This is a genomic window from Phenylobacterium sp., assembly GCF_025351295.1.
Lineage (GTDB): Bacteria > Pseudomonadota > Alphaproteobacteria > Caulobacterales > Caulobacteraceae > Phenylobacterium.
Window position 1 is genome coordinate 1 of sequence record NZ_JANXWD010000072.1, and the last position, 23,981, is coordinate 23,981.

Sequence of the window (23,981 nt, forward strand, 5' to 3'; positions counted from 1 at the left end):
CGCAGCCGCAGGCGGCGGGGGCGGGGGAGGCGGCGGCGGCGGCGGCGGCGGGGGAGGCGGGGGCGGGGGAGGCGGCGGCGGCGGCGGAGCCGGGGCCGCGAACAGATACCGCAGGCCGACCGTCACCGACGAGTCCTTGTATTCGCCGCTGAACACACCCGGCTGCAGCGCACCCGAGCCCACCGAGGTGAAGTCGAGATCGGAACCGCCGAGATAGCGATAGGTCACGTCGATGGTCAGCTGGTCGGTAGCCTTCCAGGAGGCCCCCGCGATGAGCTGGTAGGCAAAGGCGGTGTCGGAGTCATCGACGACCAGGTTCTGGAACGGGGTGTTGGTCGCGGTCAGCGGGCCAGGAACGTTGGAGAACTGGCCGTTAAAGTTCGCCTTCGTATGGTTGATGCCGAGGCCGGCGCCGACGAACGGGTCGATGAAGTAACCCGGCAGGATGTCGTAGAGGACATTGCCCATCACCGTATAGGTCTGCAGGTCGCCGTCAGGCCGGCCGCAATTCGGCGACGCCGCGGTGCGGGTGACGCCCGGGGCGCAGAGACCGATGACGGACTGGTTTCCACCGCCGCGCACCGAGTCGATGTCGCCGCTGCGATAGCCGGCTTCCAGTTCGACGCGCCAGTGGTCGTTCAGCTGGTAACCGAGGCGGGCGAAGCCGGCCCAGTCGTCCTTCTGATTGAATTCCCACACGTAGGGTTGCCCGGTGACAGGGGCATTGTTGGACGACGTGTGGTCGGTGTGGATCGGGAAGTGGTAGCCAAGATCGACGGCCCCGTACCATCCTTCTTGGGCGGACGCGCCGGAGGCGGCGAACGCCGCAGCCATCGCGGCCCCGGCCAGGAGTTTCAACTTCATATTCAGAGCCCTCTTGTTGCCCTCAGGTGGTGCGGCCGTTTGACCCGGCCGCTCTTATAACAAGGCGGACCCGTTGCGTAAGTGTCGCAGAAGCCACACTCGCAACTCAATCTCACCGACCTTTTTCAAGCTCTACCAGGACGCTGGCGGTGAACCCAAGCCCTATCCACTTGGAATCCGCGTCGCGTGCCGGCCTCTCGACTTGCGACCGCCTGGCCGACGTAAGCCGGAACGGTCGCAATCTCATCGCCAGAACCTGATCGAAACGCCGCGGGTCATCGCGACGGTCCGTCGAGTTCTGACGCAAGTCCTTGGGGATGCTTGTAAAGGTGCGCCGACGTCACAAGTTGGTGGCGAACCGCCAGCCCTTCCGTCGTCAGCCCAACATTGAACATCATCTTCGCCCATCCCCGAGCGCAGGCTCAAGTCCCGTAGGCCGTCCAACGGATCAATGTCACGCTTGGTTCCGTCCACCTGAACGTGTTGTGACGATTTTTTCTCGCCGTATTCCTGGCGCCATTCAGCCGCCGCGCTCCCGCTGGAACTTTCGACCCCGGCCGCCGAGGGATTCGGGGCGGTTGAGGGCCTTGCGAAACTCGTCCCGCCGTTCGTGGATTGAGGCGATGACAAGGCCCATCGGCACGCCGATTTCCACCAGAACGGCCTCGGACAGCTGCAGGCTGGCCTCGACGGTTTCCGGCACCGCGTCGGTGGCGCCCAGGTCGTAGAGCCGCTGCGCGTGGCGGGCGTCGCGGGCGCGGGCGACAATGGTGAGCTTGGGGCGCAGGGCGCGGGCGACGGCGACGATCGCCTCCACCCCCTCCGCGTCGTCCATGGTCACCACCAGGGCCGGCGCCTCGGCCAGGCCGCAGCGGAGCAGGAACTCCTCACGCGACGCGTCGCCGAAATAGATCGCCTGGCCGGCGCGGCGGCCCTGCTCGACCAGCCTGGAATCCAGCTCGGCGCCGACCCAGGGAATGTCGTGGCGGCCCAACATGTCGCCCACCAGCCGCCCGACCCGGCCATAGCCCACCACCAGCACCCGCGGCTCCGCGGCCGGGTCGACCGCGGGCTCGGCCGGGAGTTCCGCCGGCTGGATCCTGCGCCCGCCCAGCTTCAGCCCCAGCTGGGCCAGGAACGGGATCGAGAACATCGACAGCGTGGCGGCCACCAGGGCGGTCTCGCCGATCTCGCGGGCCACCAGGCCCTGGGACATGGCCTGGCCCAGGATGACGAAGGCGAACTCGCCCGCCCCGGCCAGCAGCAGGGCCGCCTCGATGGCGCTGCGGGCCTTCAGCCGGAAGGCGCGGGCCAGGAGGAACACCACCGCGCTGTTCACCGTCACCAGCCCCAGCGCCGAGCCCACGATCACCAGCGGCCGGTCCAGCAGCAGCGGCACGTTGAGGCCGATGCCCACGGAGACGAAGAACAGGCCCAGCAGCAGCCCCTTGAACGGCTCGATCACCACCTCGACCTCGTGGCGGAACTCGGTCTCGGCCAGCAGCAGGCCGGCGATAAACGCGCCCAGCGCCATGGACAGGCCGGTGAGCGCGCTGACCAGGCCGGCGCCGATCACCACCAGCAGGCAGGCGGCGATGAACAACTCCTCGCTCTTGGCCCGCGCCACCGAGCGCAGCATGGGGCGCAGCAGCAGGCGGCCAAACACGAACAGCGCGCCGATGCCCAGCACCGCCGGCAGGAAGGTGAGCAGCAGATTGGGCGTGTGGGCGCCCGCGGCCTGCGGCCGGAGCAGCGTGAGGGTTACCAGGATCGGCGCCACCGCCAGGTCCTGGAACAGCAGCACCGAGAAGGTCGCCCGCCCGGCCATGGCGTGCTGGCGCTTCTGCTCGGCCAGGATCGGCATCACGATGGCGGTGGACGACAGGGCCAGCGCCGCCCCGATCGCCAGCGCCGCCAGCGGCGGCTGGCCCACCAGCAGCGCGACCCCCGCGCTCGCACCCATGCACAGGGTCACCTGCAGCGCGCCCAGGCCGAAGACGTAGCGGCGCAGCGACCGCAACCGCTCCCACGACAGCTCCAGCCCGATCATGAACAGCAGGAAGACCACGCCGAACTCGGCGAGCTGGGCCACCTCGTCCGGGTTCTCGATGGTGAAGGCCGACAGCCAGGTCGCCTTGCCGGCCAGGGCGCCAAGACCATAGGGGCCCAGCACCACCCCCGCGCCCAGGAATCCCAGGATCGGGCTGATCCGCCAGCGGCGGAACAGCGGAACCACCACCCCCGCCGTGGCGAGGAACAGAACCACGTCCTTGTAGGCGACAGGCTGGACGTGGCCTTCCATCAGGTCTCCGATTGTCGTGTCCGGCCATTATGGCCTAACCGCGAGGCTTGCGGAATCCCGCGATGGGGTTAGGAGGCCGGTCCGTGGGACAGTCACCGGCCAGAATTGTGACGGCGCGCGCCGAGCGGCGGGCGATGGTCGCGCTCGTCGCCGTGTTCGCCCTGCTGGTCCAGGCGCTGATCCCCGCGATGGCCATGGCCGGCCCGCTCGGCGCGGGCCCTGGCATGATCGTCTGCGCGCCCGTGGGCCCGCACGATGGCTCCGCCGGGGACGCGGCGCCCAAACAGGGCGCGCCCACCGGGACCTGCGACCACTGCATCTGTGCGACGCCGGCCGTCCCGACGCCGCCGTCGGCCGCCGCGCCGATCCCCGTTCGCTACGTGGCCCAGGCCGAACGCCTGGCCCGGCCCGACGACGCGCCCACGCCGGGCCGCGGGCTTGCCGCCCCGCCGCCGCCTTCCCGAGGTCCTCCCAGCCTGCTGACCTGACGCGCCGGTCGTCCTAGCGACCGCGCGACGCCACGCGCCCCGCCGCTGCGGCCGGCGGACGCACGTCCCGTTCAGCTCGCACGGCGCCCTGCGCCCAAGGACCCGACATGAAATCTCTGCTGCTCGCCTCGACGGCGGTTGTCGTTCTGACCGTCCCGTCGCTCGCCCTGGCTGCCGGCTCCGACGATGGCCCGGGCGGCCAGGGCCCGCCCAGCGTCCAGGCCCGGCGCCAGGTCCTGACCCGGCAGATCCAGGCGCTGCAGGGCGAACTCGCGGCCCTGGACGCCACGCCGGGCGCCCCGGCCGCGGCGCCCGCGATCACCTCGTCCCGGAGCGACGGCTCGCCGCTGGTGAGCGAACTGGTGGTGCACGCCGAAGCCCTGGACGTGGACGACCGGCCGGTGGGCCAGACGGTGATGTCGGTCACCGCCGAACAGTTCGCCCATACGCCCGCCACCAGCATCGGCGACATCCTGGTGCTGACGCCCGGCGTGACCTTCGCCATGGGCAACGGGCCCCGCGACGTCTCGGTGTCCGTGCGCGGCTCGAACGCGCGCCAGACCATCGGCATCCGCAACATCCAGGTGTTCGAGGACGGTTTCCCCGTCACCCAGCCCGATGGGCTGGCCCGCACGGACCTGACCGACCCGCATGCCTATTCGCGCATCGACGTGGTCCAGGGGCCGTCGTCCGCCCTCTACGGCAACTACGCCACCAGCGGCGCGCTCAAGTTCTACACCCGGCCCGGACGCGAGCTGCAGGGTCTCGAACTGGGGCTCGATGTCGGCAGCGACCGCTATCGCAACCTGTTCGTCACCGGCGGCGGTCTGGGCGAGCGCTCGGAATATTCGGGCTTCGCCAGCTATGTGACCGGCGCCGGCTATCGCCAGCACACGTCGTATCGGACGACCACGGTCAACGCGCTGGCCACCTATGCGCTGACGCTGTCCGACCGGCTGACGCTGAAGGTCATCAACAACGACACCGACGCCGACCTGTCGATCCGCCAGTCGCTGTTGCAGTTCCGCCAGAACCCCTACCAGACCGGCTGCGAAGCCCTGGCCCAGCCGGGCTGTGCGTCGGTGAGCCTGTTGGTCAATGGCGTGAACGGCGCGCGCCAGAGCGTCAGCGCCCAGGCCGCCGATCTGCAGCGCAACGACCGGCGGACCATCGTGGGCCTGCGCTGGGAACACGACTTCGCCGAGGGCCTGGCCGGTCGCGCGCAACTGGACTGGGACAATCGCGACATCAAGCAGCCGACCGGCGCCACCTCGGCGGTCGGCACATTCCCGTCCTTCAACTTCATCGGCGACATCACCCGCGAGGGCGCTTTCGCCGGACGGCCGGCGGTGCTGTTCGCGGGCGCCTTCTACAACTACGAGAACATCAATTCGGCGACCTACAACGTCCCGGCCAGCGGGACCGGCACGCCCGGCGCGCTCACCGCCTACGTCGGCGGGACCCACGCCAACTACGGCCTCCGCGCCCGCGCCGAATTCGAACCGATGGACCGGGTGACCCTCGCGGCCGGGGTCGGCGTCGAGCGCACCGAACTCCGCGCCCTGCAGACGATCTATGCCTATCCCACCGCCGCGACCGTGACCCTCGCCCGGATCAACGGCGACCGGAGCTACAGCAACATCGCGCCCGACATCTCCGTGACCTTCCGGGCCCTCGACGCCCTGACCCTGCATGCGCGGGTGGCGGCTGGATATGGTACGCCGCAAGCGACCAACCTGTTCATCACCGCCGCGGGCGTCGCCGGCAACAACACCCGGCTGAACGCCCAGACGGTGATCGGGATCGACGTCGGCGCCGAGCTTCGGCTGGGCGACAACCTCAGCGGCAGCGTCACGCTGTTCGACGAGTTCTTCCGCAACGAACTCGTGAGCCAATCGGCCGGGGCCAACCTGCAGGCCTTCACCTTCAACGCCCCAAGGTCGACGCACCGCGGCGTCGAGGTCGCGGTCGACTGGCGGCCGCTGCCCTCGCTTGTGCCGGGCGCGCGGATCAACCTGTCCTACCTGCACAACGAGCAGAAATACCGGACCTATGTCGAACGCCTCAGCGCCGGCGCGTTCAGCACGGCCTTCGATCGTTCCGGCAATTCGATCCCCGGCGTCGTGCCCAACTACCTGAACGCCCGGGTGTCCTACGCCCGGTCCGGCGGACCGTTCGAAGGCCTCGGCGGCTACATCGAATGGAACATCAAGGACGACACCGAACTGGACAACGCCAACCTGTTGCGGGCGCCCGGCTACAGCATCGTCAATCTCGGCGCGCACTACGATCCGCCGGAGGGGCTCGGCGCGATCTCCAGGCTGAGCTTCTTCGTCACGGTCCAGAACATCGCCGACAAGACCTACATCGGCTCGGCATCGAACATCGCCGACTCCCTCAGCGCCGTGACGGGCGCGCAGAGCGGGGCGAGCGTGCTCGAGACAGCGACCGGCTCGATCTATTCCGGGACCCCGCGGACCGTCATCGCCGGCGTTCGGGCGAAGTTCTAGGGAGGCCGGCAAATGACCGCTGCGAACGCCCCCGCGACCGACCCGGCTCGCAGCCCGTGGCCCGACTATCGCACGGTCTGGCGCTGGCACTTCTATGTCGGGGTGCTCTGCATTCCCTTCGTGCTCTGGCTGGCCACCACCGGCTCGATCTATCTGTTCAAGCCCCAGATCGAGGCCTGGCTGGAGCGTCCGTACGATCATCTGGCGCCGAGGGGACCGCCCCGGAGCCCTTCCGCCCAGGTGCATGCGGCCCTCGACGCCGTGCCGGACGCGACGCTGAGGGCCTACGAATTGCCCGAGACCGCGTCCTCGGCGGCCAGGGTCATTCTCAGCAAGGGCGCCGACCAGGTGCGGGTCTATGTGCGACCCGACGACCTGCGGGTGCTCAAGGTGCTGCACGAGGACGACCGGTTCATGCGGGTGATCTTCCGGCTGCATGGCGAGCTGCTGCTGGGGGATCGGGGGTCGAACCTGGTCGAGCTGGCGGCCTGCTGGGCCATCGTCATGCTGATCACCGGGCTGTTCCTGTGGTGGCCGCGCGGCGCAAGCGGGCTGGCCGGCGTGGTCTGGCCACGTCTGAGCGGCGGATCGCGGCAAGTCTGGCGCGACCTGCACGCGGTCACCGGGTTCTGGGTGTCGCTGTTCGCCATCCTGTTGCTGCTCTCCGGACTTCCTTGGGCGAAGAACTGGGGCGGCTATCTGAAGGAGGTGCGCAGGCTGGCGGGCGCCGCCGCCGCCAGCCAGGACTGGACCAACGGGCGCTCGTCCGAGCTCGCCGCGCGCCGCGCCTTCGACGCCGGGGCGCGGGCGGCGATGGATGACGAACATGCCGGCCACGTGACGATGCCCGGTATGTCGATGGCGGGCATGGAAATGTCCATCGATCGCTATGCGCCGCTCGATCGGATGGTCCCGACGATCGCGGCGCTGCGCCTGCCGCCCCCGGTGTCGATCTCGCCGCCCGGAAGACGACACGGCGGTTGGACGGCGAAGTCCGACACGCCGAACCGACCGCAGCGGGTGGATCTCGAGCTCGACGCCACGACCGGCGCCGTGACCCGGCGAGTCGACTTCAGCCAGCGCCCCTGGATCGACCAGGTGGTCGGTACGGGTGTCGCGGCGCACGAAGGCCAGCTGTTCGGGCCGCTCAACCAGGCGCTGGGCGTGTTCACCGCCCTGGGCCTGGTCACCATGGCGGTCAGCGCCATCGTGATGTGGTGGCGTCGGCGTCCAGAGGGTGCACTGGGCGCGCCGCCGGGCCTGGCCGAACGCCGGGTCGGCGCCGGGCTGGTGATCGTGACGGTGTTGCTCGCCATCTACCTGCCGCTCCTGGGCGTGTCCCTAATCGCGATCCTGGCCCTGGAGTGGCTGGTCCTGCGCCGGATACCGCCGCTGGCCGCCTGGCTCGGCCTGCGACAGCCCAATCCGACGCGGAGCTGATTTGCCGCCGGTCAGGCTGAGGTCATAAGCCTCAAATCCGCCGCCTCCCGAACCTACGGACATTGCATCATGAGATCTCTTCCCATCGCCGCCGTGGTCTCCATGGGCCTGGCTTCCGCCGCCCACGCCGCCCCGCAGGTGCAGGCGGCCTGGAGCCGTCCCGCCGCCCAGGGGACCACCGGCGCCGGCTTCATGACGCTCGCCAATCCGGGCCCGAAGCCCGACGCCCTGGTGGCGGTCGCCAGTCCGCTGGCCGGCCAGGTGATGATCCACCAGTCGGCCATGGCCGGCGGCGTTGCGTCGATGAAGATGGTGGCCCAGGTCCCGCTGCCGCCTGGCGGCCACGTGACCTTCGCGCCCGGCGGATACCACGTGATGTTCGTCGGGCTCACCCGGGCCCTGAAGCTGGGCGACACCCTGCCGGCCACCCTAACCTTCGCCAGCGGCGCCCGGGTGAAGGCGTCGTTCGTGGTGGGTTTGACGCCGCCTGTCGCGCCGGTCCCGAAGCCCTGAGCATCCTGTCAAAAATGTAACGGGCGTAACGCCTTGGCGCCGAGTCATGGTCCGCCGCAAAACCCCGTCCCCAGAGAGTACCCCACCGATGAAGACTGCCTGGCTCGCCGCCTCCGCCGCGGCCGCCCTGCTGTTGGTCGCCCATGCGTCCCTCGCCGCCGACGCCGCCACCGCCCCCGAACCCCCGGTCCAGGACCTGACCCACGCCGCGCGCATGGGGCCGTGGGGCTTCGACATGGCCGGCCGCAACACCGCGATCACCCCGGGCCAGAGCCTGTTCGGCTACGCCAACGGGAGCTATATGGACAGGCTGGTCATCCCGGCCGACCGCTCCACCTACGGCGCCTTCAACGCCCTGGACGAGCTCAGCCGCGGCCGCCTGCGCGCGGTGATCGACAAGGCCGCCGCCAGCAGCGCAGCCACGGGTCAGGAGGCCAAGGTCGGCGCCCTCTACCGCAGCTTCATGGATGAGAAGACCGTCGACGCCCTGGGCGCCAGGCCGCTCGCCCCCGACCTCGCCCGGATCCGCGCGGCGACCTCGCGCGACGACATCGCCCGCCTGATGGGGGCGAGCGCCAAGGTCTTTGGCCAAAGCTTCTTCAACCCCCAGGTCTATGACGACGCCAAGGACCCGCTGAAGTACGCCGTCTACCTCAGCCAGGGCGGCATCACCCTGCCGGACCGCGACTACTATCTGGAGGAGAAGTTCGCCCCGCAGCGCGCCGCCTACGAGGCCTATATCGCCAGGATGCTGACGCTGGCCGGCTGGCAAAGCCCCGAGGCCAGCGCCAAGGCGATCCTGGCCATGGAGACCGCGGTGGCCAAGGTCTCCTGGACCCGGGTCGAGCGCCGCGACGATGACAAGACCTATAAACCCTACGAGGTGAGCAAATTGTCCGCCCTGGCGCCCGGCTTCGACTGGAGCGCCTTCCTGGCCGGCGCCGACCTGTCGGCCGCAAAGCGGGTGATCGTCGCCGAGAACACCGCCTTCCCGAAGATCGCCGCGATCTATGGCCGGACCGACCTCGACACGCTCAAGGCCTGGCTGGCCTTCGCCGAGATCGACAAGGCCTCGGCCTATCTTTCGAAGGACTTCGACGCCGCCCACTTCGACTTCCGCAACAAGACCCTGTCCGGCACGCCGCAGCAGCAACCGCGCTGGAAACGGGGCGTCGGCCTGGTGGACGGCAACCTCGGCGAGGCCGCCGGCAAGCTCTACGTCGAGGCCTATTTCCCGCCACAGAACAAGGCGGCGATGGAGGCCCTGGTCGGCGACCTGCGCATCGCCATGGGCGCGCGCATCCAGAAGCTGGAATGGATGAGCCCGGAGACCAAGACCAAGGCGCTGGAGAAGCTGGCCAAGTTCCATGTCAAGATCGGCTATCCCGACACGTGGCGCGACTACGGGGCGCTGAAGCTGGTCGACGGCGATCTCTACGGCAACGTCCAGCGCGCCTCGGCCTTCGACTGGGCCTACCGCGCCGCACGGCTGAACAAGCCGGTCGACCGCGCCGAGTGGGACATGACCCCAGCGACCATCAACGCCTACTACTCGCCGACCAAGAATGAGGTGGTGTTCCCGGCCGCGATCCTGCAGCCGCCGTTCTTCGACCCCGAGGGCGACACGGCGGTCAACTATGGCGGCATCGGCGCGGTGATCGGCCACGAGATCACCCACGGCTTCGACGACCAGGGCCGCAAGTCCGATGGCGACGGCCGGCTCTCCGAATGGTGGACCAAGACCGACGCCGACCAGTTCCAGGTCCAGGCCGACCGCCTGGGCGCGCAGTACTCGGCCACCGAGATCCTGCCGGGCGCGAAGATCAACGGCGACCTGACCATGGGCGAAAACATCGCCGACCTGGGCGGGCTGCAACTGGCGCTGGAGGCCTACCACCTCTCGCTGAAGGGCCGGCCGGCGCCGGTGGTCGAGGGCCTGACCGGCGACCAGCGGGTGTTCCTGGGCTGGGCCCAGGTGTGGCGCGGCAAGTACCGCGACGACTACATGAAGCAGGTCCTGGTCTCCGACCCGCACGCCCCGCCGGTGGCGCGCGTGGACATGCCGGTCCGCAACATCGATGCCTTCTACACGGCGTTCAACATCAAGCCGGGCGACCCGATGTACCTGCCGCCCGAACAGCGCGTGCGGATCTGGTAAGGCTTTCCCTCCTCTTCACGGGGAGGGACAGGTCGCAGAGCGACCCGGGTGGGGAAGTGCGGGCCGAGCGCGGGCTTTGGGGATGATCGCGGTTTCCCCACCCCGCTCGCCTGCCGGCGAGTCGCCCCTCCCCATGAAGGGGAGGGAAAGTTCTGACCAGATTGTCGAAAATTTGGGGGCCCAGACAAAGAATCGGCCTGCAGCGGGGGATAGTCGCTGCAGGCCGCCTTGAGCAGTCGCTCTTATATGAGCGGGCGTTTCCTCCCCGAAACGCCGGAGACCTCAGGACTTGGCGCCTTCATGTCTCTCGCCAGATGACAAAACGGCAATTTTCTACCCGAGTCAACGCCTGACGCCGCTTTCAAGGGTCGCTTTCATCAGATTTCCGCGACCCGGCGCAAATTATACGCTGTTTTTTGACCTACGCGTCAAAATACGCGGGCTTTCAGGGTGTTGAAGGGCGCGCAGGCGACGTCGAAGACGAAGTCCGGCTTGGACGCGGTCACCGGGCCGAGGCCCGCCGCGGTCAGGGCCAGGGAGGCGTCGGCCACCGCGGCCGAATCGACAAGCAGGCCGTTGGGCCGCCGCGACGCGCCGGCTGCGACCAGCGCCGTCACCGCCGCCGTCTCGGCCGCGTCGCCGCGCGGCGGCCAGGCCAGGGTGGCGCTGTTCAGCGCCGCGGCGCGGGCCTCGACGATGCGCAGCAGGCGCTCGGCGGCGACCAGGCCCTCGGTGTCCCAGGTGGCGCGCAGGCTGGCGGCCAGCTGAGCCTGGCTCTTCAGCATCACCCCGTCGGCCAGCACCTTCAGGCCGTTGGCGGCCAGCGTCGCCCCGGTGGTGGTGATGTCGACCACCAGCTCGGCCGAGCCCGCCGCAGGGGCGCCTTCGGTGGCGCCGCCCGACTCGGTGATCCGGTAGTCGGCGATGCCGTGGCGGGCGAAGAAGCCGCGGGTCTGGGCCAGGTACTTGGTGGCCACCCGCATCCGCCGGCCGGTGCGCGCCAGGTAGTCGTGCGCGACCTCTTCCAGATCGGCCATCCGCTCCACATCGAGCCAGCTCTTGGGCACGGCCGTGACCAGGTCGGCGCGGCCGAAGTCCAGCGGGCGCAGCAGCAGCAGGCGGCTATCCAGGTCCTCGCCCCGCTCGCGCAGCAGGTCCTCGCCGGTGATGCCCAGGTGGACCTCCCCGGCGTCCAGGGCGTCGGCGATGTCGGCGGCCGAGAGCAGGCGCACCTGGGCGCCGGGCACGCCGTGCAGGCTGGCCAGGTAACCGCGCGCCCCGCCGGTCACCTCCAGCTTCAGCCCGCAGTCGGCCAGCCATTCCTCGACCTGCTCCTTCAGGCGGCCCTTGGAGGGAACCGCGATGACCAGCCCGCTCATGTCTCGGCTCCCGCCCAGGCGCGCCAGGGCCGGACCATGCCGCCCACCGCGCGCTGCGTCCCGCCGCCACCCAGCCGGGCCAGGAGGCCGTCGTATCGACCGCCCACGGCCACCGGCAGCTCCGGCCCGACCGCGGCGCTGCGGACCTCGAAGGTGGCGCCGTCGTAGTAGTCGAACGCGTGGCCCAGGGCCGGGGTGAAGCGCATGCGGTCGGACGGCACGGTCCGGGCGAGATCCGTCAGTCGCGCCTCCCAGCCGGCCAGGGCCAGCTTCAGCGCCGCGTCGTCGCCCCCCGCCAGCCCGCGCACGTCGGCGAAGGCGGCGGCCGGCGCGGCATCGACGGCCATGAAGGCGCGGATCGCGGCCGACTGCGAGGCGGTGAGCGCCGGCGCGGTGGCCGCCTCGGCCTTGCGCACCAGCCGCGCGGCGATCTCAGCCGGCCCGCGGCCGCCGACCGGCTCGACGCCGGCCAGGGTCCAGACTTCTTCCAGCAGCGCCGCCGCCTGTGGCTCGGTGAGGCTGGCCAGCAGGCCCGCCAACGTCCCGCCGCCGTCCGCCGCCGCCTCGCCGACCCGCGACAGCTCGGCCCACAGCAGGCGGGGCCGCCCGGCGACCCGTCGCAGCCGCCGGCTGAGCGTTTCCGGCAGGCCGAGCGAGTCGATGAAGGCGCCGAACAGGGCCACGTCGCCCAGCCACAGCGACAGGTCGTCCCGCCCGCCCGCCGCCGCCGCCTGCCACGCCAGGCCGGCGATCTCGGCATCGGCCGCCTCGACCGGGCCGTCGGCGGGGGAGAACATCTCCAGCCCGATCTGCACGAACTCCTCCGGCCGGTCGCCGGCGGTGGAGGCGCGGAAGGCGGCCCCCTGATAGCAGTAACGCCCGTGGGCCCGGCCGCCGTCGATATGCCGGCGGGCGATGGCGACGGTGAAGTCCGGGCGCAGGCAGCTCTCGGTCCCGCCCTCCGCCTGCACGACGAACAGCCGCGCGCGCATGGCCTCGCCGGCCAGGTCCAGCAGCAGGTTCAGCGGCTGCAGCAGCGGCGCTTCGGCGCGCTCGGCGCCGGCGCTTTCGAAGGGCGCGCGGACGGCGGCCAGCACCTCGGCCGGGACAGGGGGCTCGATGCGCATCAGCCGGCGTCCAGGATCCGCCGCAGCGCCGCCACCAGCTCGCCGCGCGGGATGGTCTGCTGGCCCGGCCGCTCGGCGCGCCACTCGGCATTGTCGGTGACCTTGGCGGACAGGGCCCGGCCGAGGTCGAGGTCCTTGATCGTCACCGTCCCGGCCGCCAGCTCGTCGTCGCCGACCATGATCACCGCGGGCGAAAGGCGGCGGTCGGCGTATTTCATCTGCGGTCGCATCCCGGATGAGCCCAGATATACCTCCGCCGGAATGCCGGCCGCGCGGATCTCGCGGGCCACGGCGAAGTAGTCGGCCATCCGGTCGGCCGAGAAGGCGATCACCACCACCGGCCCGCGCGACGCCGCCGCCAGCTCGCGGCCCGAGGCCTTGAGCGCCGAGGCCAGCCGCGACACGCCGAACGAGAAGCCGGTGGCCGGCGTCCGCTCTCCGGTGAACCGCGCCACCAGGTCGTCATAGCGCCCGCCACCGCCGATCGAGCCGAACCGCATCGGCTGGCCCTTCTCGTCGAGGGTGGAGAGCAGCAGCTCGGCCTCGAACACCGCGCCGGTATAGTATTCCAGGCCACGCACCACGGACGGCTCGAACACCGCCCGGTCGACGCCGACGCCCAGGCCGGTCAGGGCCGCGTCGATGGCGGCGAGCTCCGCCAGCCCCTCGTCACCCTCGGCCGAGCCGCCGACCACATCGGCCAGCTTGGCCAGGGTATCGGCGCGCCCGCCGGCGCCGGCCGCCGTGAAGGCCAGCACGCGCTCGGCCGCCGCGGCGTTCAGCCCGGCGCCCTTGGTGAAGTCGCCGCTCTCGTCCTTGCGACCCTCGCCGAGCAGCAGCCGCACGCCGTCCGGCCCCAGCCGGTCCAGCTTGTCCACCGCGCGCAGCACCGCCAGCTTCTGGCCTTCGCTGGCGACGCCGGCGGCGGTCATCAGCCCGTTCAGCAGCTTGCGATTGTTGATCTTCACCACCGCCGAGCCGGCCGGCAGGCCCGCGGACTCCAGGCCCTCGACGGTCATGGCGATGATTTCGGCGTCGGCTTCCGGCCGGGCCGAGCCCACGGTGTCGGCGTCGCATTGCACGAACTCGCGGAACCGGCCCGGCCCCGGCTTCTCGTTGCGCCACACCGGGCCATAGGCATAGCGGCGGAACGGCTTGGGCAGGGTCTCCCAGTTCTGCGCCGCGAACCGGGCCAGCGGCGCGGTCAGGTCGTAGCGCAGGGCCATCCACTGGTCGTCGTCGTCCTGCAGCGCGAACACCCCCTCGTTGGGCCGGTCCGCGTCGGGCAGGAACTTGCCCAGCGCATCGGCATATTCGAACACCCCGGTCTCCAGCGGCTCGAAGCCCCAGCGCTCGTAGACACCGCTCACCGCCGCCAGGATCGCCCGCTCGGCGGCCACGTCACGCCCCCGCCGATCGACGAACCCGCGCGGGGTCCGGGCTTCGGGGCGTGCAGGGTCGCTGGTCATGGCCGCGCGCTTAGCGGCTTGGGGGTCCAGGCTCAAGGCGGGAAGGTCGCACATGCGTCGTCTCTCTGAAGGAGGAGGGCGACGGACGGTGCTGAAATCACAAGCCCCGTCCGCATCGGCGGGGCTCGAATGGGGGTTCGCTAGGCCACGAAATCCCGGTCCGGACCCGCGAAGGTCGGATGGTGGGGGTGCTCGTGATGGTGCGCGAACCGCGTCATGACGGCGAGGCTTCTAGGGCAACTTCCTGGCGGAGTCACTGGCGGGCGCAAATCTCGACCCCCCTAGGCTCGCGCCGTCCCTCGGCTTAAAAGCGCGGTCATGCGAGAGATCACCCACTTCATCGACGGCGCCTCGGTCGCCGGAACCTCGGGCCGGTACGGCGACGTGTTCAACCCTAACACCGGGGAGGTGCAGGCACGCGTCGCCTTGGCCACGGCGGCCGAGGTCGGTGCGGCCGTGGGCTCGGCGGTCCGGGCGCAGCAGACCTGGGCCCTCGTCAACCCGCAGCGGCGGGCGCGGGTGATGTTCGAGTTCAAGCGGCTGATCGAGCGCGACATGGACGCCCTGGCCGAAATCCTGTCCTCCGAGCACGGCAAGGTCATCGCCGACAGCAAGGGCGACATCCAGCGTGGCGTGGAGGTGATCGAGTTCGCCTGCGGCATCCCGCATCTCCTGAAGGGCGAGTACACCGAAGGCGCCGGTCCCGGCATCGACGTCTATTCGATGCGCCAGCCGCTGGGCGTGGCGGCGGGGATCACCCCGTTCAACTTCCCCGGCATGATCCCGATGTGGATGTTCGGCATCGCCATCGCGACCGGCAACAGCTTCATCCTCAAGCCGTCGGAGAAGGACCCGACCCTGCCGGTGAAGCTGGCCGAGCTGATGATGGAGGCCGGCGCGCCCAAGGGCGTGCTGAACGTAGTGCACGGCGACAAGGTCGCGGTGGACGCGATCCTCGACCATCCGGACATCAAGGCGGTCAGCTTCGTCGGCAGCTCCGACATCGCCCAGTACATCTACAGCCGCGGCACGGCGAACGGGAAGCGTGTCCAGGCGATGGGCGGCGCCAAGAACCATGGGATCGTGCTGCCCGACGCCGACCTGGATCAGGTCGTGAAGGACTTGTCCGGCGCGGCGTTCGGCTCGGCGGGCGAGCGTTGCATGGCGTTGCCCGTGGTGGTGCCGGTCGGCAAACAGACGGCCGATGCACTCCGTGAGCGGATGCTGAGCGAGATGCAGAGCCTGCGGGTGGGCGTCTCGACGGATGCCGCCGCTCACTACGGGCCGGTGGTCAGCCAGGCGCACCGGCAGAAGATCAGCGACTACATCCAGGCCGGCGTCGATGAGGGCGCCGAACTGGTCGTCGATGGCCGCGGCTTCTCGCTGCAGGGTTACGAGAAGGGCTTCTTCATCGGCCCCTCGCTGTTCGACGGCGTGAAGAAGGGCATGAGGACCTACAACGAGGAGATCTTCGGCCCCGTCCTGCAGATCGTCCGCGCCGAAACCTTCGAGGAGGCCATCGACCTCCCCAGCTCGCATCAGTACGGCAACGGCGTCGCCATCTACACGCGCAACGGCCGCGCCGCGCGCGAGTTCGCCGCGCGGGTCAACGTCGGCATGGTCGGGATCAATGTGCCGATCCCGGTGCCGGTCGCCTACCACACCTTCGGCGGCTGGAAGCGCAGCGCCTTTGGCGACACCAACCAGCACGGCATGGAAGGCGTGAAGTTCTACACCAAGGTCAAGACCATCACCGCCCGCTGGCCCGAAGGCGCCGTCGAGGACTCCGCCTTCGTCATCCCCACCATGGGGTAGGCCCTGGGCGCGCATCTGTCGGCGCGGGTTCCTTGCGCTGCGCCTGAGTCGCCGCTAGGCCGGAGGGCCATGGCCTACGCCCTTCAAGCCGCCTACGACGCGCGTATCGCAGACGGCTCGATCCTGCCGGATCCGGCCCAGGCCGCCGCGCTGCAACCGCTCGTCCGGCTCGAGATCGACCTGGTGGAGGACGAGCCGGAAGGCGGCATCCTGGCCATCCTGCGCCGGCGCACGGCGCTGGGCCGGCCGCGCGGGGTCTACCTGATCGGCCCGGTCGGGCGCGGCAAGTCCATGCTGATGGACCTGTTCTACGAGACCGTGGACGTCGAGAAGAAGCGGCGCACCCACTTCCACGTCTTCATGGGCGAGATCCACCGGCTGATCGACGCCTGGCGCAAGGGCGACGCCGCCGCGCGCCGCGCGAAGTTCGGCCAGCACAAGGGCGACGACCCCATCGCCCCGGTCGCCGAGCTGGTGGCCCGCCAGGCGCGGCTGCTGTGCTTCGACGAGTTCCAGGTCACCGACATCGCCGACGCCATGATCCTGGGGCGGCTGTTCACCGCCCTGTTCGAGCGCGGCGTGACCCTGGTGGCCACCTCCAACCGCCTGCCGGACGACCTCTACAGGAACGGCATCAACCGCCAGCTGGTGCTGCCGTTCATCGCCCTGCTCAAGGAAAAGGCCGAGGTGGTGATCATCGCCGGGCCGCACGACTACCGGCTGGACCGCCTGCGCGCCGCCGGCACCTGGTTCTCGCCCATCGACCCGGACAACCAGCGCCAGGTCGCCACCCTGTGGCGCGAACTGCTGGGTCCGGAAGCCGAGGACGGCGAGACCCTCGAGGTGCTGGGCCGCAAGATCCATTTCCCGCACGCCGCCGGCGGCCTGCTGCGCGCCACCTTCGCAAGCCTGTGCGCCGTGGCCCTGGGGCCGAACGACTATGTCGCCGTCGCCGAGCGCTTCCACACGGTGTTCCTGGACGGCGTGCCCAGGCTGACGCCCAACCGCCGCGAGGAGGCCCGTCGCTTCGTGGTGCTGATCGACGCCCTCTATGAGGCCCGCACCCACCTGATCATGCTGGCGGAGGCGGAGCCCATCAAGCTGTACCCGGAAGGCGACGGGGCCTTCGAATTCGAACGCACGGCCTCGCGGCTGCAGGAGATGCGCTCGGCCGACTGGCTGGCGGATCGGTAGCCGCGTCGCGCCCGGCCCCAGCGCCGCGATCAGTCGGCCCGCAGGCTCTCCACCAGCTCTCGCGCATAGGGCCGCAACGCCTCGCCCGCGCGCACCACGATGGTCAGTTCCCTGAGCGCCCAGTCGTCGGCAAGCGCGATCACGGCCAGCGACATGGTCTTCTCCGCCCGGCTCGCGGTCGTCTGGGGCACTACGCCGACGCCCACCCCGGCCTCCACCAGGCGGCAGACGGCGTCGAAGCTGCGCAGCTGGACCCGAAGCTTGAGCGGCCGGCCTTCGCGCACCGCCTTGCCGACCAGGAAACGCTGCAGGGAGCTGGACCGCTCCAGGCCGATGAAGTCGTAGGCCAGCACCTGGGCGAAGGTGACCGGGCCGCCCGCCGCCAGCGGATGGCCGGGCGCGGTCACCACCACGAACCGGTCGGAGCGGAACGGATAGGTCTGCAGCGCGCCCACATCGACCGTCCCGGCCACGATGCCGATGTCGCCCACGCCCTCCGCGATCAGGCCGACGATCTCGTCGGAGAGCCGTTCCTCCAGGTCGACGCTGACGTGGGGGTGCGCGGCCAGGAACGACGACAGCGCCTCGGGCAGGAATTCGGTCAGGGCGTTGGTGTTGGCCAGCAACTTCACCTCGCCCGACAGGCCGCCGGCATAGGCCGAGAGGTCCTCGCGCATCCGCGCCGCCTGGTCGAGGAGGCCGCGGGCGTGCTTCAGCAGCAGCCGGCCGGCCGGGGTCGGCGTCACCCCCTGGCGCGAGCGGGTGAGCAATGGCGCGCCCAGGGCCGCCTCCATGTTGCGGATCCGGGTGGAGGCCGCCGCCAGGGCCAGCGCGCTCTTCTCGGCGCCGGCGGTTATGGAGCCGGCGTCGACCACCTCGCAGAACAGCCGCAGGTCGATCAGATCAAAGCGCATCCTTCGCCTTTCGCGAAGGGAACCTAGAGCAATGACGCATTGCGAGGGAAGCTGCCCCGTCCAAGACTTCGCCTGATCCGAACAAAGGTCCACAGGTCGCCGACGCTGACCATCGCTTCGGCGCCCGGTGTTTACGGACAGGCCTTCGGGGTAAGATGATGGGCGATCACGACCGCGGCGCGTTGACACACCCCCTGCGGCGCTTAAAACCGATGTGGCTGCAGGCTTTGGGGGAGGCGACGGCGCTTCGATGACATCTGTTCCACGCGGACCGGCCGACAGGCCCATGTCGCCCCACCTGCAGGTGTGGCGCTGGCACGTGACAATGCTGACGTCGATCCTGCACCGGATGACCGGCGGCGCGCTCTATGCGGGCGGCCTGCTGGTCGCGCTCTGGGCGATCGCGCTGGCCGGGGGGCCGGAGAGCTACGCGCTCTTCACCGGCCTGCTGGGCTCGGTCCTGGGCAAGCTGGTGCTGTTCGGCTTCACCGCATCGGTATTCTACCACCTGGGCAATGGCGTGCGGCACCTGGTCTGGGACGCGGGCCATGGCCTGGACGTCAAGGACGCCAACGCCTCGGCCTATGCGGTCTTCGGGTTCACGATCGCCGCCACCGGCGCGGTCTGGGCGATCGCCTTCATGACCGGAGCGCTCTCATGAGTTTCCGCACCCCGCTATCCACGGCCCGCGGCTTGGGCTCCGCCAAGCACGGCGTCGGCCACTGGATCTCCGAACGGGTCGCCGCCATCGCCCTGGTGCCGCTGGTGTTCTGGGGCGTCTACAGTGTCATCGTCCTGGCCAAGCTGGACTACTACGGGGCGGTCGCCTGGATCGGCAGCCCGGTCAACGCGACCCTGGTGATCCTGACCGTCGGCATCAGCTTCTTCCACATGCAGGGCGGCATGCGGGTGATCGTCGAGGACTACGTCTACGGCCACCTGACCAAGGCCGGCGCCCTGCTGGCCAACTATTTCCTCTGCCTGCTGGTCGGGGCCCTGGCCATCGTTTCCATCCTCAAGGTCGCGCTGGGGGGCGCCTGAACCCATGGCGACATACGAGTTCATCGATCACAAGTTCGACGTCGTCGTGGTGGGCGCCGGGGGCTCCGGCCTGCGCGCCGCGCTCGGCTGCGCCCAGGCCGGCCTGAAGACCGCCTGCATCACCAAGGTCTTCCCGACCCGGTCCCACACGGTTGCAGCTCAAGGTGGGATTTCTGCATCGCTGGGCAACATGGGTGAGGATGACTGGCGCTGGCACATGTACGACACCGTCAAGGGGTCCGACTGGCTGGGCGACCAGGACGCCATCGAATACCTGTGCCGCAACGCACCGGCCGCGGTCTACGAACTGGAGCACTGGGGTGTTCCGTTCAGCCGGACCGAAGACGGCAAGATCTACCAGCGCGCCTTCGGCGGCATGACCAAGAACTACGGCGAGGCCCCGATCCAGCGCACCTGCGCGGCGGCCGACCGCACCGGCCATGCGATGCTGCACACGATGTATGGCCAGTCCCTGGCCAATGCCACGGAGTTCTTCATCGAGTACTTCGCGCTCGACCTGATCATGGACGAGGGCGTCTGCCGGGGCGTCACCGCCTGGAAGCTGGACGACGGGACGCTGCATCGGTTCCAGGCTCAGATGGTGATCCTGGCGACCGGCGGCTACGGCCGCTCCTACTTCTCGGCGACCAGCGCGCACACCTGCACCGGCGACGGCGGCGGCATGACGCTGCGGGCCGGCCTGCCGCTGCAGGACATGGAGTTCGTGCAGTTCCACCCGACCGGGATCTATGGCTCGGGCTGCCTGATCACCGAGGGGGCCCGCGGCGAGGGCGGCTACCTGACCAACTCCGAGGGCGAGCGGTTCATGGAGCGCTATGCGCCCACCGTGAAGGACCTGGCGCCGCGCGACATGGTCAGCCGCGCGATGACCATGGAGATCCGCGAGGGCCGCGGCGTGGGGCCGAAGAAGGACCACATCTTCCTGCACCTCGACCACCTGGACCCGAAGATCCTGCACGAGCGCCTGCCCGGCATCTCGGAGAGCGCCAAGATCTTCGCCGGCGTCGACGTGACCAAGCAGCCGATCCCGGTGATCCCGACGGTCCACTACAACATGGGCGGCGTGCCGACCAACTTCTACTCGGAGGTGGTGACCAAGGCCGGGACCAACCCCGACCAGGTGGTGCCAGGCCTGATGGCGGTGGGCGAGGCCGCCTGCGTCAGCGTGCACGGCGCCAACCGGCTGGGCTCCAACAGCCTGATCGACCTGGTGGTGTTCGGGCGCTCGGCGGCGCTGCGGGCCGCCGACATCCTGAAGGCCGGGGCGACCCAGCCGGAGCTGAAGCCGGCGATGACCGACTGGCACCTGGGCCGGTTCGACCGGTTCCGCAACGCCAACGGCGGCACCACCACCGCCGACCTGCGGCTGGAGATGCAGATGGCCATGCAGGAGGACGCGGCGGTCTACCGCACGTCCACCGCTCTGGCGTCCGGCGTCCAGCGCATGGAGACGGTGCAGGCCAAGCGGGCGGACCTGAAGGTTACCGACCGCACCATGGTCTGGAACTCTGACCTGATGGAGACCCTGGAACTGGACAACCTGATCGGCCAGGCGGTCGTGACGGTGGTCGGCGCCCACAATCGCACCGAGAGCCGCGGGGCCCATGCCCACGAGGACTTCCCGGACCGCGACGACAAGAATTGGATGAAGCACACCCTCACCTGGTTCGACGACGCCAGCGGCAAGGTGAAGATCGACGACCGCCCGGTGCACAACTTCACCCTCTCCAACGACATCGCCTACATCCCGCCGAAGGCGCGGGTGTACTGAGCCGGAAGAAAGACAGCCAACATGGTCCAGCTTCGGCTTCCCAAGAACTCGCGCGTCACGCCCGGCAAGCACCACCCGGCCCCGGCCGGCGCCGGCAAGACCAAGACCTTCAAGGTCTACCGCTACGATCCCGAGCTGGGTCAGAACCCGCGGTGGGACACCTATGACGTGGACACCACGGCCTGCGGGCCCATGGTCCTGGACATCCTGATCCACATCAAAAACTACATGGACCCGACGCTCACCTTCCGGCGCTCGTGCCGCGAGGGGATCTGCGGCTCCTGCGCCATGGTCATCGACGGGCGCAACGCGCTCGCCTGCCTTCAGGGGCACGCGGAGTGCAAGGGTGACAAGATCATGATCGGGCCGCTGCCGCACATGCCGGTGGTCAAGGACCTGGTCCCCGACCTGACCCTGTTCTACGCCCAGTACGCCTCGGTGGAGCCCTGGCTGCACACCGAGACCCCCGAGCCGCAGAAGGAATGGAAGCAGACGCCGGAGGACCGCGCCAAGCTGGACGGCCTCTACGAGTGCATCCTGTGCGCCTGCTGTTCGACCTCGTGCCCCAGCTACTGGTGGAACCAGGAGAAGTACCTGGGCCCAGCCGCGCTGCTGCACGCCTACCGCTGGATCATCGACAGCCGCGACGAGGCCACCGGCGCACGCCTCGACGAGCTGGAGGACCCCTTCAAGCTCTACCGCTGCCACACCATCATGAACTGCGCCCAGGTCTGCCCCAAGGGCCTGAATCCCGCCAAGGCCATCGCCGAGGTGAAGAAGATGCTGGTCGACCGGGTGGTCTGAGCCGGGTGGGCGGAACAGGGCTTCGGCCCCTGCGCCAACCCTCTGCCTACCCTCTCCCTCTCCGCTTCGCGGGGGAGGGGCGTGGCGCGGCGGCGCCGCAATCCGGAGGCTTAAGTTGACGCTGCCGTCACTTTTGGGCATCGAACGGGTATGAGCGACGCACATGTGGTGATCCTGGGGGCGGGGCATGCGGGCGGCACGGCCGCGGCGCTGCTGCGCCAGTATGGGCACGCCGGGCCGGTCACGCTGGTGGGCGAGGAGCCGATCGCGCCGTATCAGCGGCCGCCGCTATCCAAGGCCTGGCTGAAAGGCGAGGCGGACGCCGACTCGCTGGCGCTGAAGCCGCTGGAATTCTACGCCGAGGCCAATATCGACTTCCGCCCCGGCGTGCGGGCCACGACGCTGGACCGGGCCGCCAAGACGGTGTCGCTCTCCGATGGGACGACGTTGGCCTACGACTTGCTGATCCTGGCTACCGGCGCGCGGGCCATCGCCCTGCCGATCCCCGGCGCGGAGTTCTCCGGCGTGATGTTCCTGCGCACCGCCGCCGATGCCGAGGCGCTGAAGGCCGCCGTGGGGCCGGGCCGGCAGCTGGCCGTGGTGGGCGGCGGCTACATCGGCCTGGAGGTCGCCGCGTCCGGCAGGGCGCTGGGCGCCGAGGTGGTGGTGCTGGAGCGCGAGGACCGGCTGCTGGCGCGGGTGGCCTGCGAGCCGCTCTCGACCTTTTTCCGCGGCTATCACGAGCAACACGGGGTCCGCTTCGAACTGGGCGCCAGCGTCACCGGCTTTGTGGGCGAGGCCGGCCACGTCACCGGCGTCACCCTGGCCGACGGCCGGGTGATCGCCTGCGACGCCGTGGTGGTCGGGGTCGGCGCCCATCCCAACGACGAACTGGCCAAGGCCGCCGGCCTGGAGACCGCCCGCGGCGTGGTGGTCGACCTGGACGCCCGTAGCGTCAGCGACCCCGACATCTTCGCGATCGGCGACGTCGCCCACCGGCCGATGCCGATCTACGACCGCATGTTCCGCATGGAGAGCGTGCCCAATGCCCTCGAACAGGCCAAGCAGGCCGCCAGCGCCATCGTCGGGCGGCCGCGCCCGGCGGGAGAATGCCCCTGGCAATGGTCGGACCAGTTCGACCTGAAGCTGCAGATCGCCGGCTATCCGTTCGACGCCGACCAGGTGCTGCTGCGCGGCGACCCGGCCACCGCCAAGTTCGCCGTCTTCCATCTGAAGGGCAACCAGGTCCAGGCCGTCGAGGCGATCAATTCCCCGCCCGAGTTCATGATGGGGAAGATTCTCATTCTCAACCGCAAGCCCGTGAACAAGGCGAAGCTTGCGGACCCGACTATTTCCATGAAAGAGGTCGCCGCCTAGACGCGGCGCGTGAGGGGCGTATGGCCAAGATCACCTATATCGAGCACAGCGGCACGGAACACGTCATCGACGTGAAGACCGGCCTCAGCGTCATGGAAGGCGCGGTGAAGAACAACATCCCGGGCATCGACGCCGACTGCGGCGGCGCCTGCGCCTGCGCCACCTGCCACGTCTACGTGCAGGAGGACTGGCTGGAGAAGACCGGGACCCGTTCGGCCATGGAAGAGTCCATGCTCGACTTCGCCGAGGGCGTGGAGGCCAACAGCCGCCTGTCGTGCCAGATCAAGGTCACCGACGCCCTGGACGGCCTGGTGGTGACCATGCCGGAGAGCCAGCACTAGGCGCGTCCGTGTCCGCGCCGACCCGCGAACAGCAGGACCTGACGGAGACGATCAGCCGGGTGCTCGGCGCCGACCCGGCGATCGAGGCGGCCTGGCTCGCCGGCAGCCTGGGCCGCGGCGCCGGCGACGCGTTTAGCGACGTAGACATCCTGGCCCTGGTGACGACCGGTCCGGCCGGCGAGACCGGCCGGCGCTATGTGAATGAGATCCCCGCCATCGCCGAACCGGTCTTGGTCAATCCGCTGTTCGGCGGCCGCATCCTCAACGTCGTGACGGCGGACTGGCGACGGTTCGACATCAGCTTCGTCGAGGCTGCCGACCTCGGTCGGGGAGGCCTGCGCGACCCCTGATCCGGCCTGCTGGGCAGGCCACCTGGTCCCGTGGGGGGAGAAAGCGTAAGTTCGTGTTTTGTTCTTTTCAACCTCTGGGTTACGCTTCGCCTCATGCGTCCCG

The 23,981-nt window shown here is 69.8% G+C and carries 20 protein-coding genes; 14 read left to right on the top strand and 6 right to left on the bottom strand.

The window, feature by feature from the left end; genetic code table 11:
- Both Q0R13_RS10725 and Q0R13_RS10730 read right to left on the bottom strand, forming a co-directional pair.
- A partial coding sequence (locus Q0R13_RS10725; protein ID WP_293903623.1) for an outer membrane beta-barrel protein occupies nucleotides 1-864 on the bottom strand: 864 nt, incomplete at its 3' end.
- Between the two features lie 520 nt (nucleotides 865-1,384).
- Nucleotides 1,385-3,166 carry a cation:proton antiporter gene (locus tag Q0R13_RS10730; protein WP_293903626.1) on the bottom strand — a complete coding sequence of 594 codons (1,782 nt, stop codon included), beginning with the start codon at nucleotides 3,164-3,166 and terminating at the stop codon, nucleotides 1,385-1,387.
- An 83-nt stretch (nucleotides 3,167-3,249) separates the two neighbouring features.
- Between Q0R13_RS10730 and Q0R13_RS10735 the strand changes: the two genes are divergently transcribed.
- The 5 genes from Q0R13_RS10735 to Q0R13_RS10755 all read left to right on the top strand — a co-directional run bounded on the left by Q0R13_RS10735 (nucleotide 3,250) and on the right by Q0R13_RS10755 (nucleotide 10,275).
- On the top strand, nucleotides 3,250-3,654 hold the full coding sequence (locus tag Q0R13_RS10735) for a DUF2946 family protein (protein WP_293903629.1): 405 nt from the start codon (nucleotides 3,250-3,252) through the stop codon (nucleotides 3,652-3,654).
- Between the two features lie 107 nt (nucleotides 3,655-3,761).
- Nucleotides 3,762-6,164 (top strand): TonB-dependent receptor, encoded by a 2,403-nt coding sequence (locus tag Q0R13_RS10740; RefSeq protein WP_293903632.1) that lies wholly within the window; start codon nucleotides 3,762-3,764, stop codon nucleotides 6,162-6,164.
- A gap of 12 nt (nucleotides 6,165-6,176) precedes the next feature.
- Complete coding sequence (locus tag Q0R13_RS10745; protein ID WP_293903634.1) at nucleotides 6,177-7,604, top strand: PepSY domain-containing protein; 1,428 nt, start codon at nucleotides 6,177-6,179, stop codon at nucleotides 7,602-7,604.
- A 69-nt stretch (nucleotides 7,605-7,673) separates the two neighbouring features.
- Nucleotides 7,674-8,117 carry a copper chaperone PCu(A)C gene (locus Q0R13_RS10750; protein WP_293903637.1) on the top strand — a complete coding sequence of 148 codons (444 nt, stop codon included), beginning with the start codon at nucleotides 7,674-7,676 and terminating at the stop codon, nucleotides 8,115-8,117.
- A gap of 88 nt (nucleotides 8,118-8,205) precedes the next feature.
- On the top strand, nucleotides 8,206-10,275 hold the full coding sequence (locus Q0R13_RS10755; protein ID WP_293903640.1) for a M13-type metalloendopeptidase: 2,070 nt from the start codon (nucleotides 8,206-8,208) through the stop codon (nucleotides 10,273-10,275).
- Nucleotides 10,276-10,703: 428 nt separating this feature from the next.
- Here Q0R13_RS10755 and hisG read toward each other — a convergent pair whose 3' ends face one another.
- From hisG to hisS, 3 genes are read right to left on the bottom strand one after another with little or no spacing between them, the layout of a single operon-like run.
- A complete protein-coding gene (gene hisG / locus Q0R13_RS10760) occupies nucleotides 10,704-11,654 on the bottom strand; it encodes an ATP phosphoribosyltransferase (protein WP_293903643.1) in 951 nt (316 codons plus the stop codon).
- Nucleotides 11,651-12,781 (bottom strand): ATP phosphoribosyltransferase regulatory subunit, encoded by a 1,131-nt coding sequence (locus Q0R13_RS10765; RefSeq protein WP_293903646.1) that lies wholly within the window; start codon nucleotides 12,779-12,781, stop codon nucleotides 11,651-11,653. The genes hisG and Q0R13_RS10765 overlap by 4 nt, the downstream gene beginning before the upstream one ends.
- Nucleotides 12,781-14,250 (bottom strand): histidine--tRNA ligase, encoded by a 1,470-nt coding sequence (gene hisS, locus Q0R13_RS10770; protein WP_293903679.1) that lies wholly within the window; start codon nucleotides 14,248-14,250, stop codon nucleotides 12,781-12,783. Before hisS ends, Q0R13_RS10765 begins: the two co-directional genes overlap by 1 nt.
- Before the next feature lie 318 nt (nucleotides 14,251-14,568).
- Between hisS and Q0R13_RS10775 the strand changes: the two genes are divergently transcribed.
- Complete coding sequence (locus Q0R13_RS10775; protein WP_293903649.1) at nucleotides 14,569-16,065, top strand: CoA-acylating methylmalonate-semialdehyde dehydrogenase; 1,497 nt, start codon at nucleotides 14,569-14,571, stop codon at nucleotides 16,063-16,065.
- Between the two features lie 69 nt (nucleotides 16,066-16,134).
- Entirely contained in the window at nucleotides 16,135-17,259 is a 1,125-nt protein-coding gene (gene zapE, locus Q0R13_RS10780; protein WP_293903652.1) for a cell division protein ZapE, read from the top strand.
- Nucleotides 17,260-17,288: 29 nt separating this feature from the next.
- Here zapE and Q0R13_RS10785 read toward each other — a convergent pair whose 3' ends face one another.
- Entirely contained in the window at nucleotides 17,289-18,173 is an 885-nt protein-coding gene (locus Q0R13_RS10785; RefSeq protein ID WP_293903655.1) for a LysR substrate-binding domain-containing protein, read from the bottom strand.
- A 286-nt stretch (nucleotides 18,174-18,459) separates the two neighbouring features.
- On the opposite strand from Q0R13_RS10785, the gene sdhC reads away from it, so the two are divergent.
- The 7 genes from sdhC to Q0R13_RS10820 all read left to right on the top strand — a co-directional run bounded on the left by sdhC (nucleotide 18,460) and on the right by Q0R13_RS10820 (nucleotide 23,878).
- Nucleotides 18,460-18,834, top strand: a complete 375-nt coding sequence (gene sdhC / locus Q0R13_RS10790) for a succinate dehydrogenase, cytochrome b556 subunit (RefSeq protein ID WP_293903658.1) — start codon at nucleotides 18,460-18,462, stop codon at nucleotides 18,832-18,834.
- Entirely contained in the window at nucleotides 18,831-19,214 is a 384-nt protein-coding gene (gene sdhD, locus Q0R13_RS10795) for a succinate dehydrogenase, hydrophobic membrane anchor protein (protein ID WP_293903661.1), read from the top strand. The genes sdhC and sdhD overlap by 4 nt, the downstream gene beginning before the upstream one ends.
- 4 nt (nucleotides 19,215-19,218) lie before the next feature.
- A complete protein-coding gene (sdhA, locus tag Q0R13_RS10800; protein ID WP_293903664.1) occupies nucleotides 19,219-21,006 on the top strand; it encodes a succinate dehydrogenase flavoprotein subunit in 1,788 nt (595 codons plus the stop codon).
- Between the two features lie 21 nt (nucleotides 21,007-21,027).
- Nucleotides 21,028-21,810, top strand: a complete 783-nt coding sequence (locus Q0R13_RS10805) for a succinate dehydrogenase iron-sulfur subunit (RefSeq protein WP_293903667.1) — start codon at nucleotides 21,028-21,030, stop codon at nucleotides 21,808-21,810.
- Nucleotides 21,811-21,960: 150 nt separating this feature from the next.
- Nucleotides 21,961-23,187: an FAD-dependent oxidoreductase gene (locus Q0R13_RS10810; RefSeq protein ID WP_293903670.1), complete on the top strand. Its 1,227-nt coding sequence runs from the start codon at nucleotides 21,961-21,963 to the stop codon at nucleotides 23,185-23,187.
- Between the two features lie 20 nt (nucleotides 23,188-23,207).
- Nucleotides 23,208-23,528 (top strand): 2Fe-2S iron-sulfur cluster-binding protein, encoded by a 321-nt coding sequence (locus tag Q0R13_RS10815; protein ID WP_293903673.1) that lies wholly within the window; start codon nucleotides 23,208-23,210, stop codon nucleotides 23,526-23,528.
- Nucleotides 23,529-23,536: 8 nt separating this feature from the next.
- Nucleotides 23,537-23,878, top strand: a complete 342-nt coding sequence (locus Q0R13_RS10820; protein WP_293903676.1) for a hypothetical protein — start codon at nucleotides 23,537-23,539, stop codon at nucleotides 23,876-23,878.
- Nucleotides 23,879-23,981 lie beyond the last annotated feature (103 nt).